The sequence below is a fragment of the Porcincola intestinalis genome, from assembly GCF_009696445.1.
GTDB classification, from domain to species: domain Bacteria; phylum Bacillota; class Clostridia; order Lachnospirales; family Lachnospiraceae; genus Porcincola; species Porcincola intestinalis.
Genome location: NZ_VULZ01000019.1, coordinates 21,203 through 38,942, shown reverse-complemented (window position 1 = coordinate 38,942; position 17,740 = coordinate 21,203). Strand labels below are relative to the sequence as shown.

Below are 17,740 nucleotides of genomic sequence, written 5' to 3'. Positions count from 1 at the left end.
CTCTTCTGCCAGTAGCCGTTCAATGATCTTTACTTTTTCTATCGGATCAATTTTGCTTTTCCTAGACATAGAAATACCCCCAAGTAGGTTTTATATTTCATTGTCCTACTTGGGGGTAGCATATCATCCTTTGTCCATCCCGGTCTTTTTTATGAAACATATGGATATGCCTGTCCGTTTTAAAACCGTCCCCGCATACCTGTATGCAGCGGCATGCCAGTCAGCTGCGTTCGCGGATCAGAGTCTGGATCTCCTCCACAGTCGGCATAACCTTCAGTGCGCCCTTCCGCGTCGTAACGATGGAGGCTGCCGCATTGCCCGTAACGAGCAGTTCCCTCAGCTTCTCCTCGTCAAAGCCGTCCAGGCCATACTTCAGAACAAAGTGAAGGATGGTTGCGCAGAAGGTATCGCCTGCGCCGGTCGTCTCGATCGTCTTCTCCTGAAGGAACGGCGCCGCTTCGACGCGCAGTCCCTTGTAGTAGGCGCGGCTGCCGTCTCTGCCCATCGTGATCAGCACCAGCGGAATCTGATACTTATCGATGAGCATCTGTGCACCCTCGTCGTAGTCAGTCGTCCCGCACATGAACTCAACCTCGTTATCCGAGATCTTCAGGACGTCGCACTTTGAAAGACCGTACTCGATCTCTCTCTTCGCATCGTCGAGCGACCTCCAGAGCGGCGGTCTGAGGTTCGGGTCGAAGGTGATGACATCGCCTGCCTTCTTCGCCACGTCGATGGCGTAGCGGGTCGCCTCGCGTACCCCCTCATCTGTCGAGGACAGTGTCCCGAAGTGGAAGATCTTCGACTCCTCAATCAGCTTTTCGTCGACATCTTCCTTTGTCAGCATCATGTCTGCGCCGGGATTTCTATAGAAGGAAAAGTCCCGGTCCCCATTCTCAAATGTATGCACGAACGCCAGCGTCGTATGGACGACCGGATCGGTCTTCAGTCCCCTTGTGTCGATCCCGACGCTTTTCACTGCCTCCGTCAGCATCCGCCCGAACATGTCATCGCCAACCTTGCCGATGAAGGCGGTCTTCCTGCCATAGTTCTGGAGCATTGAAAGAACATTGCAGGGCGCTCCGCCCGGATTCGCCTCCAGAAGCGGATTTCCCTGACTGCTCAGTCCGTTCTCCGTAAAATCGATGAGCAGCTCTCCGAGAGCTGTCACGTCTACCGTCTTTGCCATCTCCCATCCTCCTTGCAAGTGCGTCCTTTTCCGGCATACTGCCAGGTGCTGCCTCTGGCGCTGAATGCAGCCCCGGTGCGCTGCCAGGTGCTGCCTCCGGCGCTGAGTGCCGCCCCGGTGCGCTGCCAGATGCTTCCTCTGGCGCTGAGCGTCCTCTCCTGTGCGCTGCCAGGTGCCGTATGTGGTCAGTATACCATGGAATTACAGGGTCAGGTCATATTTTGTGATGTTCATGGAGACGGCGCCCTCGCTGCTGAAGGATATACCGTCCGCGTCCTGCTCTGTGTACAGATTCACCGTCATCACCTGTTCTCCGTCGTTGAAGAATGCCTCTGCCGAAAATCTGTCGAGGATCAGGCGGATCTTCAGGTGATTTCCTTTCCGGCGCAGCTGCATCCTTCTCTGATGGATGATTGCGCGTCTGGAACCGGAGAACTTGCGGTCGATCTTCACGATGCCCTCCTCCGGATGAAAGCTGAGGGTTGTGTAATATCTGCCCTTTGACGCGAAACGCACCTGGAACTTCCTGAAGCCGGCCGCCTCATCCGCCGGCACAATATCCATGAGCAGCTCCGTCCGCCGTCCGGATATGCCCTCAAGCTCCGTATCTCCATCCACATAGACATGTTCATAGGCGACCTTGCCGGTTCGCAGCGTCTCGATCTCCCTGACCGGGTTTTCATAGAGATGCCCGTCCCGGATGCTGAGCTCCCTTGGAAGCGTCATCTGCCCGAACCATGTGGTCGGTTCCAGCCGGTAGCCGGGTGTCGTATCCCAGTTCTGCATCCAGGCAATCATGATCCGGCGTCCGTCCGGCGCAAGAATTGTCTGCGTCGCATAGAAATCGATGCCATAGTCGATCGTCTGGTTCTTCTGCGGAGTAAAGGTTCCTGTCTGACTGTCGTAGTCCCCGATCAGGCAGAGTGTCCCGTTCCCGTTATGGTACTCAAAGCCCTCCGGCAGCATGTCCATCGGAGAAGTCAGGAGCACCCACTTGCCGTCGAGGCGGAAGAACTCCGGGCATTCCCAGACACTCCCGAAGCGCCCATTGTTCCGGATCAGGACCTTTCCGCGACTCCATTTCTGCCCGTCAAGGCTCGAAAACATGACAATCCGCGCGTCCCGCTCATGGTTGGCACAGCAGGTGACCATCCGGTACGTCCCGTCCGTCTCCTGCCAGATCTTCGGGTCGCGGAACTCATACTTGTTCGCTCCTTCCGGCAGATTTTCAACCGTCAGGATCGGGTTGGCGTCGATCTTCTCATAGTTCAGCCCGTCCCCGACCGCAACGCACTGCCGCTGCAGCCCGCGGCGGACACCCTGCTCGTCCAGCTCACGGACAACGCCGGTATAGATCAGCATCTGCCGTCCGTCGGGCATCGTCATGGCGGATCCGGAGAAGCAGCCGTCCTTGTCGTATTCCTCATCCGGTGCCAGCGCTGCCGGAAGATACTGCCAGTGGAGCAGATCATCCGACACGGCATGGCCCCAGTGCATGGGTCCCCAGACCGTATCATACGGATTGTACTGATAGAACAGATGATACTGTCCCTTGTACCAGGAAAATCCGTTCGGATCGTTCATCCATCCCACCCGCGAGGACAGGTGGAAATGAGGCCGTGCATCCGCGGGGATGCGGCTTCCCATCTCTTCTTCGTACTTTCTTGCGTCTTCCAGTATTTTGCTCACGTCTCTCTCCTGTCCGGCCTTCCTGCCTCATGCTGTCATCTGTCTTACGCTTCTACTGCCTTCGGCTGCTCCAGATACCATCTGTATCCGTACGGCTCCAGCTGGTCGCCGAGTTCCTTCATCGTCTTCCCTGAGAACAGGTCGACATACCGCTCTGCCTCGTCATCCGGCATGGTCCAGAAGTGCTGGGTCTGCTCACTGAAGTTGAAGTACGCTCTCAGATGCTGATCCATTCCAAGATAACGCAGAATCCCGAGCACAGAACGGCTTCCGGTCTCCATCGTCTCCACCCCGGCCTGGCCGGAGAAGATTGCATGCTCTGCGCGCAGCTTCTCCATCACTCTGAGTGCGTTGAAAATCCGCATCGAGATCGGATCCTTCTTCTCAACCTTCTCCCACGGGAACTTTCCTCTGTGGAGATATCTGGAGTCCGCCCATTTCTCCGGATCCTTCTTATATGTATAGTCATTGAGCTGTCCGATCTCATCTCCGGAATAGATAACCGGGATGCCGCTCTGTGTGAACAACCAGGCGTGCAGCATCAGGATGCAGGCAATCGCCTTCTCCTCCTTTGCCTTGTCCTTCTCATAGAGCGCTGCCTCCAGTCCGCAGAGGGATGCGGTCGTCCCGCAGAGCCTTGCGTCTCCGAGCTTCGGATCGTCGTTGTACAGCTCGCCCCTGCTGTCGCTGCCGTACCAGCGCCCCGTCAGATAATCGTTCAGGTACTTCTTGTGTGCGACCTGGTCGATGCCGAACTGTTTGAGCCAGTCATAGTCCAGGCCCCAGCCGATGTCATCATGGCATCTGAGGTAGTTCTGGAACACATAGTCCTTCGGAAGCCCGGCCACCTGATCAGCCTGGCGCTTCAAAAGTCCGACATCGCGCGTGGCGATTGTATTCCAGGTGCTCGCCATCGTCGTGACATTGTAGAGGATGTGGCACTCCGGCTTCTCGACCGTCCCGAAGTACGGCACGACCTTGGACGGTTCCATGACGACCTCGCCCAGAAGCAGGACGCCCGGGCAGACGACTTCCGTGATGATCCGCATCATCCGGACGATTGTGTGAACCTGCGGCAGGTTGCGGCAGTTTGTGCCGAGCTGCTTCCATATATATGGAACCGCATCCAGCCTCATGACATCGATACCGCGGTTTGCCAGATAAAGCATGTTGGCGGTCATGTCGTTAAAGACCATACAGTTGCCATAGTTCAGATCCCACTGGTATGGGTAAAATGTCGTCATGACGACCTGCTTGCAGTCGTCCAGCCAGGTAAAGTTTCCCGGTGCCGTCGTCGGAAAGACCTCCGGCATTGTCCGCTCAAACTGGTTTGGGATGTCCCAGTTATCATAGAAGAAATACCGGCTTCTTGCCGCCAAATCGCCCTGACGTGCCAGCTTCGCCCAAATGTGCTCCTCGCTGGTGTGGTTCATGACGAAATCAAGGGCAACCGAGATCCCGGCATTGTGGCAGTCCTCTGTAAGCTCCTCGAGATCCTTCATCGTCCCGAGCTCCGGCTTCACCTTCCGGAAATCAGCGACCGCGTATCCGCCGTCGTCCTTTCCCTTCGGACTGTCCAGAAGGGGCATCAGGTGCAGGTAGTTCACACCGCAGTCCTTGATGTAGTCCAGTCTGCTACGAACGCCCTGAAGGTTGCCGCCGAACAGATTCGAGTACATCATCATACCCAGAAGTCCATTTCCCTTGTACCAGTCCGGATTCTTCTCCCTCTGCCGGTCGAGCTTCTTGAGGCTGCTCTTTCTTTCGGAATAATAGTCCCACATCGCCGCCGTGAGCCAGTCCAGCGCCTGGTAATCCTCCCCGTAGAGTGAAAAATACAGCCATTTCAGTTCATCATAGCGGTGATTAAAGCGCTCCTTGAATTCCTTGTTCCATCCTGATTCATCAAACATACCCTGTTCTCCTGTACATGAAAACAGGCGCAGCGAACGCACCACCTTGTACGTTCTGCCGCGCCCGTGTTGTCAGCTGTTATCCCTTGACTGCTCCGGAGGTGACACCTGCGACGATGTACTTCTGAAGGAAGACATACAGGATCAGGATCGGCAGCATTGCCATCAGCAGAGCCGCCAGGATCAGTCCGATATCGGTCGAGAAGGTTCCATAGAAGACCTGTGTCGCGATCGGGATCGTGTACAGGCTCTTGTCTGTCAGGACAAGGCTCGGAAGCAGGTAGTCATTCCAGAATGCCATCGCGTCGATGATCGCGACCGTTGCGGTCGTCGGCGTCAGCAGCGGGTAGACCACCTTCCAGAAGGTCTTCCACCTGGTACAGCCGTCGATCAGCGCCGCCTCCTCCAGCTCCAGCGGAATGTTCGTGTGAATCGCACCGTGGTAGAGGAAAGTCGCCATCGAAAGCGAGAATCCGGTATGCATCAGAATCAGTGTAAGCCTGTGGTTCAGGACATTCAGAAGGCCGCCGTAGAAGGAAACGAGCGGAACCATCAGAACCTGGAACGGGATGACCATGGACGCAATCATCATCGTGAACAGCAGCGTGCACGCCTTCCACTTATTCCGGACGAGCACGAACGCGCACATCGCGGAAAGAAGAAGGGTCAGCACCGTCGAACTGAGGGTGATGATCAGGGAGTTCCCGAACACTCTCCAGAAGTGCATCTTCTTCATAGCCTTCGGGAAGTTCTTCGTCGTGAAGCCGTGCTTGCCGATCAGTGCCAACGGATGAGAATTGATATCCGCCTTGGTCTTGAAGACATTGATCACGACCATGATGAACGGAAACACAATCATAATAAAGAGGATCAGCAGGACGATCCACATGATGATCTTCGTGATCTTCCTGTTGCGGGCTGCTCTCTCATTCTCAGACATTACGCACCCACCTCCCCTTTTCTACCGATCTGAACCTGAAGGACGCCGACGACAGCGCAGACGATGAACAGGATCAGAGCCTCAGCCTGGCCGACACCGTAGTTCTTGTAGGTGAACGCCTGGTTGTAGACATGCATTGCAGCGAGCACCGAAGAGTTGAACGGCTCACCCTTTGTCAAGGACAGGTTCACATCGTAGACCATGAAGCATCTGGTGATGGTCAGAAACAGGCACTCGACAAATGAAGCCCGCATCAGCGGTACAATGACTTTCCAGGTTGCCTGGCTCTTGGTGCAGCCGTCGATCTGGGAAGCTTCAATCAGGGACTTCGGCACGCTCATAAAGCCTGCCACATAGATCAGCATCATGTATCCTGCGTACTGCCAGACTGAAACGATGATCAGGCAGGCGATTGCCCCGGCGGGTGTTGCCAGCCAAGACGTCTCCATGAAGCCGATATGGAGGGACTTCCCAATCGTGACGAACGCACGGTTGAAAACGAACTTCCAGACGTAACCTAAGACGATACCGCCGATCAGGTTCGGGATGAAGAAACCTGCCCGGAAGAAATTCTGTCCCTTGATGCCGCTTGTCACAAGATAAGCGAGTAAGAATGCAAGCACATTAACAAGGACGACTGAGATCGCGGAGTAAAGGACCGTCTTTCCCATCGCTGTCCAGAACGCTGTGTCAGAGAACGCCGCCGCATAGTTGGATAACCCGACAAACGGCTTTGCCCTAGAGACACCGTCCCAGCTCGTGAATGTCAGATACAGACCGTAGATGAACGGAATGATGATGACACCGATGAAAAGCACGGTCGGAATGCCCGCGAACATGAGGAACTGCCGTACCTTGTACGACATCGTATTTCTTTTCATGTTCTCTCTCCTGCTCAGATATGAAAGGCGGGAGGCACCGGTATCTCCCGATACCTCCCGCCTTGCCGAACCCGGTCTTCCGAAGGAAACCGGATGACCGGATTATTTTTGAATCACTCTTGGAAAGGAATCGATTATCGAGGATTACTCAGCTTCTGTAGCTGCCTCGGTTCCAGCTGCTGCGCCGCCTGTGACTGCCGGATCAGCGAGGGTTGCACCCTGCCAGTATGCCTCGACTTCCTTTGCCAGCTCTGCGCGGTCGATCTCACCAGCGAGGTACTTCTGCATGGGAGCGCCGCATACAGAGTAGTGGTCGTCCGGATCGTAGTTGTAGTTTGCAATCAGCTTGTCATCATCAGCATAGGACTTGACGGACTTTCCAAGCGGGTCGCTGACATCCAGTGTGTTGGTCTTGAATGCCGGTACCAGTGAGCAGGTGTTGACCAGGAAATCCTTGCCGTCGTCCGTGTTGACCAGCCAGTTGAGCCAGTCCTCTGCCTGCTTCTGCAGATCCTCAGATACAGAGTTGTCGATGAAGAAGTACTTGGAACCGCCGCCGACAAGCTTCTCATTGGAGCCGTCGTCTGTGTTCTGCGGAACCGGCATCATGCCCATGTTCTCACTGTAGTCATACGCGTTGATGACGGACCAGTCCCAGTTTCCGCCGAACATGAATGCGATCTCGCCTTCAGCCAGCTTCTGCTCTGTTGTCTCACGCTCTGCAGCGATCGGTGCATCCTTTGCGTAGTTATACTTCATCAGGACATCGAAGGTGTCCATCAGAGAGTTGAACTTTTCATCCTTCGTCAGGTCAACCGTTCCATCGTGAAGTCCCTTGATGAATGCGGACGGATCCTCGCGCTCCTCATAAACCTCCTGCAGATAGTGTCCCGCAAGCGACCAGTCTTCCTTCATGATGCCGGTCGGAGCCTCCATGCCGCCGTCAACCAGCTTCTGGCAGAGCGCATCGAAATCATCCATGGTCTTGACAGAAGCCGGATCAAAATCCTCACCGGTGATCTTCTTGATAGCGTCTGCGTTGTAGATGACGCCGCGTGCCTCGATGCAGACCGGGAAGCCCATGACCTTGCCGTCAATACTGATGATCTGGCTGGAATCCTTCACCCACGGCTGATCGGACAGGTCAAGTGCGTGATCCGGCCCGAGGCTGTAGATATCCTTTGCATCGACCATGGACAGAACGTACGGATCCTTGGAGGCATACTTGGTGGAAAGATGCGCTGCCACTGTATCCTGAGAGTAGTAGACTTCCATATCGACATCGTTCTCATCCGAATAGTCGGAAGCCATGTCCTCCATCTGTTCCTCAATCTCACTCTTGGAGTTGAACACTGAAAGCTCATCTGCCAGAACCGGCGTCGCTCCCAGAGTCGCTGCAAGAATCGTTGCCATAACAGCTGCTGTTCTTCTTCTCATGTTTACCCTCCATGATTTTTTTGTAAAAGCAGGAACTGAAAGTTCCTTGTCCTTTAGGCTGGTTCCACTGTATCACCGCCTGTATGATATGTCAACCGTTTAACATGTTTGAATTTGTATTTCGTGATATATTGACAGTTTTTATCCTTTTTTGTTGTGTATATTGACCATACACTTTTCAAAAATCCGCTGTTTTCGCTTGTTCATAACTTGTTCAATTGTGTCATTCGTTTATTATATTTGGTATAAATTCAGATTGTTTACAGTCTGTATACCCCCTGTACGGCACAGTCATCCGGTGGGAACGTTTCCGCTCCGCAAAATGTCCAAAGCGCCAGGCTGCGCAAAACTGCGAAAAAAGCGCCTGCCAAAGGGAATATCCTGTGGCAGGCGCTCACATAAAACGCGTTCTCTCATTTATTGATTCATGATTGATTCACCAGTCCGCCGATACAGAATGGAACAGCCAGACTTGCGTACACTTTGATATCGCTGGTCAGGCCGTCCCTCTGCTCACCAGCGAGACATGGAAGATCGTCCTTGCCGGGACGAAATCCCCGTTGTTTTTCTTGTCGATCAGATCGATGCACATCTCCGCCATCTCCTTCACTGGCTGGTGGATCGTCGTAATCTTCGGCATCGTCAGCTCCGACAGAAGCGTGTCGTCATAGCCGATAATCTTCATCCGGTCCGGAACGCTGATGCCCAGCTCCACTGCTGCCTGGATGGCCTCCGCCGCGATCACATCGCTGCCGCAGAACAGACCGTCAATCCCCTCATTCCGCTTCAGAAATTCGAGGATATCCGGATAGTAGCCGGAGTCAACCGTCCGCTCCGGCGGGAAGTCCAGCTCAACCGTCTCGATCTCCTGCTGTCTGCAGGCTTCCAGAAACCCTTCCTTCCGGGTATCCGCCGGCAGACCGACCCGGGAGGTTCCGCTCAGGCAGCCAATCCTTCTGCACCCCTTTGCGATCAGCTCCTGTGCCGCCATCCGGCCGCCCTCATGGTTATCGCAGAGGACACAAGCATCGCTCGAATCAAGGTACCGCTCATAGCTGACAAGCGGAAAGCCAAGGTTGTTGAAAGTCTGTGTCCGCACCGTATCGGAGCAGATGATCAGCCCGGCAACCCGGTTGCTCCTGCAGGCTTCGACAAATTTCTTCTCCTGGTCATCGATGCCATAGGCACAGAACAGCAGGACCTTGTATTCCTGCTCGTACGCTGCCCGCTCAAGACAGCTGATCAGCTTTGCAAAATACGGATGCTCGATGCTCGGCATAATGAGTCCGATTGTGTTGCTCTTCTGCTTGGACAATGAACGCGCCACCTCGTTTGGCTGGTAATTCAAGCGCTCCATCGCCGCATAGACGCTCTGCCTTGTCTCATCGCTGATATAGCCTCTGTTGTTCAGAACCCGCGAGACCGTCCCGACCGAAAGACCGGCAGCCTTCGCAACATCCTTCAGAGTCGCCATATGAACCCTCCCTGACTGTTCCTTTTTCCATATATGCGTATCCTTCTGCCCCTTGACTGGTCAGAATTCACATTGCTGCACCTTCTAAAAAGCCGCTTTATACTTAGTTAAACATGTTATACGCATAACATATAGTATCGCTGCAGAATCCTCCTGTCAACGGTGTAATCGGAAAAAGTAACCGGGAATATGGGAATATAGCATTTTCATTTCATTTCTAACCCATCATCCTTCTCTTGAATCCTGAACGATCCGGGGCCAAGCGCCGAAACGATCTGCTTTTTATAAGAAAGAAATGCCGGTGTCAGGCTGAAGTCGCGCGCTCTCGGGCGCTTCTCCTCAATCTCGATCTCGTCTGTGATCTGCCCCGGCGAGCCGGACAGGATGTAGATCCGGTCGGACAGGACAATGGCCTCGTCGATGTCATGGGTGATGAACAGGGTTGAGAGGCTGATCTTCTGCATGATATCCAGATACCAGTCATGGATCGCGCTCTTCGTGATCGTGTCGAGCGCACTGAACGGTTCATCCAGAAGCGCAACGCCCTCCGAGGACAGATAGGTTCGAAGCAGCGCGGCTCTCTGCCGCATGCCCCCGGAGAGCTGCGCGGGATATTCGAACTCAGTCCCGGAAAGCCCAAACTGTTCAAAGTAGGCCGCCGCCTTCTCACGCGCTTTTTGCTTCTTCATTCCGCGTATCGTCAGAGGGAGCGCGACATTATCAATAATCCGCTTGTACGGAAGGAGCAGATCCTTCTGCAGCATATAGCTGATCTTTCCGGGCTGTCCGGTGATCTCTCTTCCGTTGAGCATCACGCTTCCGCTGTCCGGCTGGCTCAAGCCCGACAGGATGTGAAACAGTGTGGTCTTGCCGACGCCGCTGACTCCGAGCAGGCAGACAATCTCCTGTTCATTCAGATGGACATTGATATCCCGGATGATCGTCCGCTCTCCATATGATTTTGTGATGTGAGCCGCGCTCAGTACCTCTGTCATGTTCTGTCCCCTGCTTACTGCGGCAGATAATCGTTTGTGAAGCCGGTGCCGGTCAGATCCTTCTCAATCAGCTTGTTGTCGTAGAGCCACTTGTAGAAGGCATTCCATCTGTCTGCATTGATGACGCCCCAGGACGCGGCATCCGCGATGTACTGATCCGCCATATAGGCCTGACTCTTCTTTACAAGCTCCTCGGAGCCCTTCAGCGAGCCTGTATTGTCGGAATCAATCAGGATCTGCGCCGCCTCATCCGGATGCTCCACAGCATACTCATATCCCTTCCCCGTCGCCTTCAGGAAGGCCTTCGCGGCATCCGCGTGATCCTTCAGGAAGTCGTTATTGGCAATGATGACCGGTGTATAGTAGTCAAATGACGACTCGATGTCCTTGAAGTAGAAGAAATCGCACGGCACACCCTCCACCTCGGAATTCAGATAGCCCCAGCCGTAGAAGACCCAGATCGCGTCTGTCTGCCTGGCTGCAAGCGCCGCCGGCTCGTCCGTGATATCATTCGGAATCATCTTCACCTTGTCAAAATCTCCGCCGTCCTTCTCGACGACATACTTCATCATCGCCTGCTCGGTCGGAAGGTCCCAGGTAGAGTAAGTGTGCCCCTCCAGCCCCTTCGGTCTGTCGAGCCCCTCGCCCTTCCGGCTCATGATTCCGGAGGTATTGTGCTGCAGAATCGCCGCAACCGCCGTCACCGGAAAAGGATTCTCCTGTGTCCATGCACCTGTGATGGTGTCCTGCGCGTCGACCGCAAACTGCGCCTGACCGGAAGCGCACATCTGGACAGCTCCATTTTCAGGCGGCTGAACAACCTCGACATCCAGTCCGGCATCCTTGTAATATCCCTTCTCCTGAGCGACGAAGATGCCCGTATGATTGGTGTTCGGCGTCCAGTCCAGGCAGAAGGTGATCTTTCCCGCATCCCCGAAGTTCTGCTCTTTCTCTGTCGCCACCTCTGTTCCACTTGCCAGTGCCGCCGATGACAGAAGCATCGCCGCCGCTGCCGCCGCACTCAGTACACTGGTGATTTTTCCGTATCTCATATCTCTCTCCTCTTTCTGTTCAGATTGATGATGCCATGCTTTCAAATATGCCCCTGGCATCCTTGGTTGTCACAGCTCGCGACACGGCCCAAGCACGCATGACGGGCATGCTCTCCGGCATCCCGGATTGTCAGCACGGTCTTGCTTCTTCTGTCAGCTGCGTTCCTCCTGCACCCGTTCCCACGGCATGACAGCCCGGCGCAGCAGATTGACCACCGCAATCAGAAGCAGTGAAATGATCACGATCAGGATGATGACCGCAAACATTTTATCAAACGAATAGGCCTTCCGGACTCTTGTCATGTAAACGCCGAGCCCCCTGAAACCGCCCAGCCACTCCGCAACGACTGCTCCGACGACGGAGTAGGAAGCGGATATCTTCAGTCCTGAGAAGAACTGTCCGAGTGCGGACGGCAGCTTGATCTGCAGAAAAATCTGCCGCCTTCCCGCCCCCATCGAGCGCATCAGATCGACCGCATCCTGGTCGACTCCCGAGAATCCGTCCAGCAGTCCGACCGCTATCGGGAAAAATGTCGTGATCACAACCAGCGTGATCTTCGGTGCCATGCCAAAGCCCATCCAGAGAACAAGGATCGGTGCAATGGCCACGGTCGGAATCGTCTGTGTGACGACCATGACGGGGTAAAGTGCCCGCCTGCAGGTGATGAACCGGTCCATCAGAACTGCAATCAGAAACGCCAGAACAATTCCGATCAGAAGGCCCAGGATCGCCTCCGCAAGAGACACACCGCTGTGGTACATCAGCGTCGGGAAGTCAGAGACAAATGCCTTCACAACCGCGACCGGCGAAGGCAGCATGTAATTCGGAACAATCCCGCCCTCTGTCAGCACCAGCCAGGCAGCCGCAATCGCCAGGAGATTCAGCACCGCCGGCGCATGCTTCTGAAACCTTGCTATGGCATCTCTCCCCTTCCTGCTGTTTTCATGCTCTGGCATCTGAATTCGCCCCATCTTTTTACTCTGCGTCCTTGTGATACTTTCCGATCTTCTGATCAATTGTCAGAACCTTTCCCTCCGGACGATAGTTGATCTTGACATACGCGCTGACCGACTTGCAGCCTGCCTTGATGGCGATCTTCTGGCAGTTCTTGACGATCTCCATCAGCTGATCGTAATCCTCTCCCTCGATGGCTGTCTCGCACGGTCCGACATAATAATTGAGCCCGGTAGACGCGATGTAGGCAATCACCTCATCTACGATCCGGCAGACCTCCTGATCCGAATCCACCGCCGGCAGCACCTGAATGGCAACACTTGACTTCATATCTCAAATACCTCCTTCAAAAATTGGTTGATGGTCACCTGTCTGACATGCATGCGCGTGAATCTTGCACGCCTCCCGCTTCTCTCCAGCCGAAAAAAAGCGCCCGGCTGGTCTGCCGGGCGCACAAAACTGCACACTTTTTGTCTTCCTGCGCTGGCATTATCCAACAGGTTCTAGGGTCAAAGACAACTGTCTTACTCTCAGCCTTGCGGCTCCCCTGACAATGAACATTTTGATTATAAGATAACCCTCCGAAAAGTCAACCTCAGATGTTGTGCACACCGCGGTTCTCGTCACCTTCCTCGTTCACACCGAACTGGTAGTCATTGCCAGGCAGGATGGCGTTCAGAAGGATGCCTGCAATCGCCGCAATCGCAAGCGCTGTCAGCGTCACGGTTGCGCCGCCGACATGGAACGTGATGCCGCTCTGGAAGCCCAGCCCGCTGACGAAGATCACCGCGCAGATGATCAGGTTGCGGGACTTTGTCAGGTCAACCTTGTTCTCCACGATGTTCCGGACACCGATGGCAGAGATCATACCGTAAAGCATGAAGGAAACGCCGCCGATGATCGAAGCCGGCATCGTGCCGATCAGATCGGACAGCTTCGGGATGAAGCTGATGATGATCGCGTAGACTGCCGCAAGACGGATCACGCGCGGATCATACACCTTCGAAAGCTCCAGGACACCTGTATTCTCTCCGTATGTCGTATTCGCAGGTCCGCCGAACAGGCCGGCTACAGAGGTTGCAAGTCCGTCTCCGAGCAGGGTTCTGTGGAGCCCCGGATCCGCAAGATAATTGTTGCCGGTTGTTGCGGAAATCGCGGAGATATCGCCGACATGCTCCATCATGGTTGCGATGGAGATCGGCGCCATCACGAGGATCGCCGTGACATCAAACTTCGGCAACTGGAAATGCGGCAGGCCGATCCACGCGGCCTTGCTCACCTCTGTGAAGTTCAGGATTGCGGATCCGTCCGGGTTTGTTACCCCGCAGGCATGAAGAATCAGCGCCACGCCATAAGAGATCAGGACGCCCATCAGGATCGGAATGATTCTGAACATACCCTTTCCCCAGATGTTGAAGATGACGATGACCGCAAGCGCGATCAGGGCAAGTCCCCAGTTTGTCTTCGCATTATTGATCGCAGAGCCTGCCAGAGAAAGACCGATGCAGATGATGACCGGGCCTGTCACGACGGGCGGAAGGAAATGCATGACTCTCTTCACTCCAACTGCCTTGATGACCAGCGCCACGACCAGATAGATCAGGCCGGCGACCACGATTCCGCCGCAGGCATAGGCTGCCTTGTCATTGGCGCTCATGCCATTGTAGATTCCGTCGTTCAGGCTGGCAATTGTTGAAAAGCCGCCCAGGAACGCAAATGATGATCCGAGAAATGCCGGGACCTTCATCTTCGCGCAGACGTGAAAAATCAGGGTTCCGATGCCGGCGCAGAACAGCGTCACTGCAACAGTCAGACCTGTCGTCGGCGCCTCCCCGACCGCATCCTTGAAGTAGCTGGCAATCAGGATCGGAACCAGGATTGTCGCTCCAAACATCGCAAACATATGCTGCAGGCCCAGAATCAGCATCTTCGGAACACCGAGGCTTCTGGCGTCCCTGATCGGACCGGCTGGCTGCTGTTTTTTCTCCATACTCATATCCTCCTTCTTCTCCTCTTCCTCAACAGCATACAGACAGCATGAGTGGCAGGCATCACAGCCTGCCACAAACTGCTTTTGTCATTCTATTTTACGCCAGTCCATCTGTCAACCCGAAACTTCTTTCGGATTCCTGATTCTTTTTCCGAAATATTGCCGGAAATACAGCAGTTCACTGGTCTGCCTGTGCCTGTTTGGCTGCTGCAGCCAGCGTCTGATCAGTGCATATGCTTACTGACCGCCTGCCGTCTGAGCGGTTGTATCCTGCCCTGCCGCTGCCGCCGTCTGGGCGGTTGTCTCCTGCCCTGCCGCTGCCGCCGTCTGGGCGGTTGTCTCCTGCCCTGCCGCTTCCGTGGTCTGTGCAGCCTCACTCTCAGTCTGCGCCGACTCGCTCTCAGTCTCCACGATCTGTTCGACATGGTTAGCTGTCTCGAGGAAATCAAGCGTCTTGTCCATCAGAAGACTGACGCGGATGGTCGCCTCATCAAAATCTGCCAGGAGCGCGTCCGTGGATGCATATCCATACCTGGAGGCGTAGTCCGAAAGTCCCTTCTGGTAGTCCTCGTCGGAAACGGTGATCTGCTCCTTTTCAGCGATTGCAGAAAGCAGGAGTTCCTGTTTGAGCGTCGTCTCCGCTGCTTTCTTCACCGCGTCCGAGAATGCCTTCTCGTCCATCCCGAGGTAGGTGCTGAGGAAGGTGCCGAAATCCATCCCGTACATGTCCGCATACTGCTTATATGTGGAGGAGAGACTCCCGGTCACATAATCCAGAAGCTCCTGCGGATATTTGTCCACCGGATACAGGCTGTAGAGCCGCGTCATGATGTCCGTGTCCAGCTTTTTCTTGTAATCAGCCTGCGCCTCAGCCGAGCTGTCTGCCGGCGGATAGACGCGGATCGTCATGGTCTTGTACTGGTCGTCCCCGATCTTCACATAATCTGAAGCCTTGTAGGACGGCCTTGTCCCCTCCGCACTGCTCCCGGCAGCCGGAAGTCCATTCGTCTCAGGCAATTCCGTCTTCCCGGAAGCTTCCGCTTTTTCTGACTGTTTTTCACTTCCAGCCTGTTTTCCGCTCTCTGCCTGATTCGTATTTTTCTCAGCGCTGCTCTCATCTGCGGATGCCGCCGTCTGCGTCTGTCCGTCCGCTGCCTGCGCTGCCGGTGTCTGCGCATCTTCCGCATAGACTGCCGGTGCCGCTGTCAACATGGCGGCGGAAAGAAGCGCCGCCATCATTCTGTACACTTTCATGTTCCTCAGCTCTCCGTATCAGCCTCTGCAGACGAGGTTTCTGCCTCCGTCTGTCCGGCCTCCGTCTCAACCTCAAGCTCCTCAGTCTCGATCTCCGTCTCGTCTGTCTCCGTAATCTTTGCCTTTGAAGCCAAAAATTCCATCACCCTGTTTTCAAGCTCACTCTCACGGATATCCTTCTCGCTGTAATAAGAAAGGAAATCATCGACAGAGATGCCATACTGCTGCGCATACCCTTCCACTGCGCTCTGGAAATCATCGTCGCTCAGCGTGATGTTCTCCTTCTGCGCGATAACACCCAGAATGATCCGCTGCTGAAGAAGCTGCTCCGCATAGGTCTTGAAATAAGCCTTCATCGAATCGGCATCCGTGTTGTAGACCGACTTCAGCATGTCATCCAGCGTCTCGCTCTCGTCCTCTGCCTGCTGCTGAAGCTGGTTCATGGACGTATTCACGTAGTAATCAATGAATTCCTGCGGATACTTGTCAACCGGATACAGCTTCAGAAGCTGCTGAAAAATAGCACTGTACACCTCGCGGTTGTAGTTGGTTTCATTATCCTGCTCCAGCTTCTCCCGGACGGACTTTTTGAAGTCATCGATGTCCTTGTACTCTCCGCCGGAGAGCTTGTCCGCCAGATCGTCATTCACCTCAGGCTCGCCCTCGATGTAGTTGATCGTGACTGTAAAGACAACCTTCTGGCCTGCCAGGTCCTTTGATGCGTAATTCTCCGGGAACGTCAGATCCAGGTCGACGGTATCCCCGACCTTCTTTCCGATCAGCCCGCTCTCAAAGCCATCGATAAATGTATGGGACCCGATCGTCAGATCTGCGCCTGAAGCTGTTCCGCCGTCGAAGGCTTTTCCGTCCTTCTTTCCGACGTAGTCGATGTTGACCGTGTCGCCGTCCTTGACGGTTCCCTTCTTCACCTGCGTGGAAAGCCCGGCGTCTGACGCCTCCTGCTTGATCTCGTCCTCGACATCCTTGTCCGACACCTCTGCCTTCTTCGTCACCGTTACCTCGATGCCCTTGTACTTGTCGTCATTGATCGTCAGGTAATCTGCGACATCGAATTCCGGCTCCTGCTCGGTCTCGGCCTCCGTCATGGATTCCGTTCCGGCTTCTGTCCCTGCCTCCGTCTCTGCTGCCATGGCTGCTGACGGAAGCCATGCGACTGTCATGCTGGCTGCAAGCAGACAGGATAAGATTCTATTCTTCATCAAAACACCTCCTGATGTGTATGTCCCTGTTATTGTTATCTTTATGTTTTATCCTCTGCCCTCACTATAACATAATCTTGCACCGTCCACCAAATGATGATAAAATTTCACGAGTACGTCACAGGTTGTTCGAAATGGAATACCGTCTTCAGACTGTGACAAATCGAATCAAACTTGCGGTAACAGGAGGAAGCTATGCCAGTATTTGCAATTGTTATGCTGATTATCCTCGCCGCTCTGGTCGCCCTGCTGATCTTCCTCTATTTCTGGGGGAAGAAGCTTCAGAAGAGGCAGGATGAATCCAGAGAAAAGATGGAGGAGACGAAGCAAAGCGTCCAGATGCTCGTCATCGACAAGAAGATGCTCCCGATCAAGTCATCCGGCCTTCCACAGGCAGCGATCGACCAGACCCCGAAGTATCTCCGCCGGAGCAAGCTGCCGATCGTCAAGGCACGCTGCCAGGGCAAGATCATGACCTTCATCGCCGACTCGAACATCTATCCGGTCATCCCGTTGAAGAAAGAGGTCAAAGCCACCATCAGCGGCCTTTACATCATGGATGTCAGAGCCATCCGCGGACAGCTCGAGCAGCCGCCAAAGAAGAAAAAGTGGTATCAGAAGCTCAGCAGGAAGGCCGACGAAGCGAGAAAAGAGCTCGACAGCTCCAAGTCTTCAAAAGCAAAAGGAAAAAAGAGATAATCTTCCTTCAGCAGGCAGAAGGGCAAACAGCAGGTATGACGCATACCTGCTG

Annotated in this window: 15 protein-coding genes and 1 riboswitch; of the genes, 1 reads left to right on the top strand and 14 read right to left on the bottom strand. The window is 54.5% G+C overall.

Annotated elements, in window-relative coordinates; translation table 11 throughout:
• Positions 1 to 220: 220 nt before the first annotated feature.
• From FYJ35_RS13490 to tig, 14 genes are all read right to left on the bottom strand, one after another.
• Entirely contained in the window at positions 221 to 1,189 is a 969-nt protein-coding gene (locus FYJ35_RS13490; protein ID WP_154527403.1) for a carbohydrate kinase family protein, read from the bottom strand.
• A gap of 201 nt (positions 1,190 to 1,390) precedes the next feature.
• Complete coding sequence (locus FYJ35_RS13485; protein ID WP_277067074.1) at positions 1,391 to 2,878, bottom strand: glycoside hydrolase family 32 protein; 1,488 nt, start codon at positions 2,876 to 2,878, stop codon at positions 1,391 to 1,393.
• A 44-nt stretch (positions 2,879 to 2,922) separates the two neighbouring features.
• Positions 2,923 to 4,791 carry an amylosucrase gene (locus FYJ35_RS13480; protein WP_154527401.1) on the bottom strand — a complete coding sequence of 623 codons (1,869 nt, stop codon included), beginning with the start codon at positions 4,789 to 4,791 and terminating at the stop codon, positions 2,923 to 2,925.
• Positions 4,792 to 4,870: 79 nt separating this feature from the next.
• On the bottom strand, positions 4,871 to 5,731 hold the full coding sequence (locus FYJ35_RS13475) for a carbohydrate ABC transporter permease (protein WP_154527399.1): 861 nt from the start codon (positions 5,729 to 5,731) through the stop codon (positions 4,871 to 4,873).
• Positions 5,731 to 6,612, bottom strand: coding sequence for a carbohydrate ABC transporter permease (locus tag FYJ35_RS13470; protein ID WP_154527397.1), 882 nt, complete (start codon positions 6,610 to 6,612; stop codon positions 5,731 to 5,733). The genes FYJ35_RS13475 and FYJ35_RS13470 overlap by 1 nt, the downstream gene beginning before the upstream one ends.
• A 144-nt stretch (positions 6,613 to 6,756) precedes the next feature.
• Positions 6,757 to 8,049 (bottom strand): ABC transporter substrate-binding protein, encoded by a 1,293-nt coding sequence (locus tag FYJ35_RS13465; RefSeq protein ID WP_154527395.1) that lies wholly within the window; start codon positions 8,047 to 8,049, stop codon positions 6,757 to 6,759.
• A 496-nt stretch (positions 8,050 to 8,545) separates the two neighbouring features.
• Positions 8,546 to 9,523, bottom strand: a complete 978-nt coding sequence (locus FYJ35_RS13460; RefSeq protein ID WP_154527393.1) for a LacI family DNA-binding transcriptional regulator — start codon at positions 9,521 to 9,523, stop codon at positions 8,546 to 8,548.
• A 206-nt stretch (positions 9,524 to 9,729) separates the two neighbouring features.
• Complete coding sequence (locus FYJ35_RS13455; RefSeq protein WP_154527391.1) at positions 9,730 to 10,518, bottom strand: ABC transporter ATP-binding protein; 789 nt, start codon at positions 10,516 to 10,518, stop codon at positions 9,730 to 9,732.
• Between the two features lie 14 nt (positions 10,519 to 10,532).
• Complete coding sequence (locus FYJ35_RS13450) at positions 10,533 to 11,570, bottom strand: ABC transporter substrate-binding protein (RefSeq protein ID WP_154527389.1); 1,038 nt, start codon at positions 11,568 to 11,570, stop codon at positions 10,533 to 10,535.
• 153 nt (positions 11,571 to 11,723) lie between these two features.
• Positions 11,724 to 12,542 carry an ABC transporter permease gene (locus tag FYJ35_RS13445; protein WP_235906581.1) on the bottom strand — a complete coding sequence of 273 codons (819 nt, stop codon included), beginning with the start codon at positions 12,540 to 12,542 and terminating at the stop codon, positions 11,724 to 11,726.
• 4 nt (positions 12,543 to 12,546) lie between these two features.
• Positions 12,547 to 12,855, bottom strand: coding sequence for a thiamine-binding protein (locus FYJ35_RS13440; RefSeq protein ID WP_154527387.1), 309 nt, complete (start codon positions 12,853 to 12,855; stop codon positions 12,547 to 12,549).
• A gap of 128 nt (positions 12,856 to 12,983) precedes the next feature.
• Positions 12,984 to 13,084, bottom strand: a riboswitch (TPP riboswitch).
• A 36-nt stretch (positions 13,085 to 13,120) separates the two neighbouring features.
• On the bottom strand, positions 13,121 to 14,515 hold the full coding sequence (locus FYJ35_RS13435) for a uracil-xanthine permease family protein (RefSeq protein ID WP_154527385.1): 1,395 nt from the start codon (positions 14,513 to 14,515) through the stop codon (positions 13,121 to 13,123).
• Between the two features lie 237 nt (positions 14,516 to 14,752).
• Positions 14,753 to 15,769, bottom strand: a complete 1,017-nt coding sequence (locus FYJ35_RS13430) for a trigger factor (RefSeq protein ID WP_154527383.1) — start codon at positions 15,767 to 15,769, stop codon at positions 14,753 to 14,755.
• A 5-nt stretch (positions 15,770 to 15,774) separates the two neighbouring features.
• Complete coding sequence (gene tig / locus FYJ35_RS13425) at positions 15,775 to 16,989, bottom strand: trigger factor (RefSeq protein WP_154527381.1); 1,215 nt, start codon at positions 16,987 to 16,989, stop codon at positions 15,775 to 15,777.
• Positions 16,990 to 17,184: 195 nt separating this feature from the next.
• Between tig and FYJ35_RS13420 the strand changes: the two genes are divergently transcribed.
• A complete protein-coding gene (locus tag FYJ35_RS13420) occupies positions 17,185 to 17,688 on the top strand; it encodes a hypothetical protein (protein ID WP_154527379.1) in 504 nt (167 codons plus the stop codon).
• Positions 17,689 to 17,740 lie beyond the last annotated feature (52 nt).

Excerpts from the sequence above, each read along its gene's own strand:
- FYJ35_RS13490 (WP_154527403.1), bottom strand. The coding sequence starts at position 1,189 with ATGGCAAAGACGGTAGACGTGACAGCTCTCGGAGAGCTGCTCATCGAT.
- FYJ35_RS13480 (WP_154527401.1), bottom strand. The coding sequence starts at position 4,791 with ATGTTTGATGAATCAGGATGGAACAAGGAATTCAAGGAGCGCTTTAAT.
- FYJ35_RS13475 (WP_154527399.1), bottom strand. The coding sequence starts at position 5,731 with ATGTCTGAGAATGAGAGAGCAGCCCGCAACAGGAAGATCACGAAGATC.
- FYJ35_RS13470 (WP_154527397.1), bottom strand. The coding sequence starts at position 6,612 with ATGAAAAGAAATACGATGTCGTACAAGGTACGGCAGTTCCTCATGTTC.
- FYJ35_RS13465 (WP_154527395.1), bottom strand. The coding sequence starts at position 8,049 with ATGAGAAGAAGAACAGCAGCTGTTATGGCAACGATTCTTGCAGCGACT.
- FYJ35_RS13460 (WP_154527393.1), bottom strand. The coding sequence starts at position 9,523 with ATGGCGACTCTGAAGGATGTTGCGAAGGCTGCCGGTCTTTCGGTCGGG.
- FYJ35_RS13455 (WP_154527391.1), bottom strand. The coding sequence starts at position 10,518 with ATGACAGAGGTACTGAGCGCGGCTCACATCACAAAATCATATGGAGAG.
- FYJ35_RS13450 (WP_154527389.1), bottom strand. The coding sequence starts at position 11,570 with ATGAGATACGGAAAAATCACCAGTGTACTGAGTGCGGCGGCAGCGGCG.
- FYJ35_RS13445 (WP_235906581.1), bottom strand. The coding sequence starts at position 12,542 with ATGGGGCGAATTCAGATGCCAGAGCATGAAAACAGCAGGAAGGGGAGA.
- FYJ35_RS13440 (WP_154527387.1), bottom strand. The coding sequence starts at position 12,855 with ATGAAGTCAAGTGTTGCCATTCAGGTGCTGCCGGCGGTGGATTCGGAT.
- FYJ35_RS13435 (WP_154527385.1), bottom strand. The coding sequence starts at position 14,515 with ATGGAGAAAAAACAGCAGCCAGCCGGTCCGATCAGGGACGCCAGAAGC.
- FYJ35_RS13430 (WP_154527383.1), bottom strand. The coding sequence starts at position 15,769 with ATGAAAGTGTACAGAATGATGGCGGCGCTTCTTTCCGCCGCCATGTTG.
- tig (WP_154527381.1), bottom strand. The coding sequence starts at position 16,989 with ATGAAGAATAGAATCTTATCCTGTCTGCTTGCAGCCAGCATGACAGTC.
- FYJ35_RS13420 (WP_154527379.1), top strand. The coding sequence starts at position 17,185 with ATGCCAGTATTTGCAATTGTTATGCTGATTATCCTCGCCGCTCTGGTC.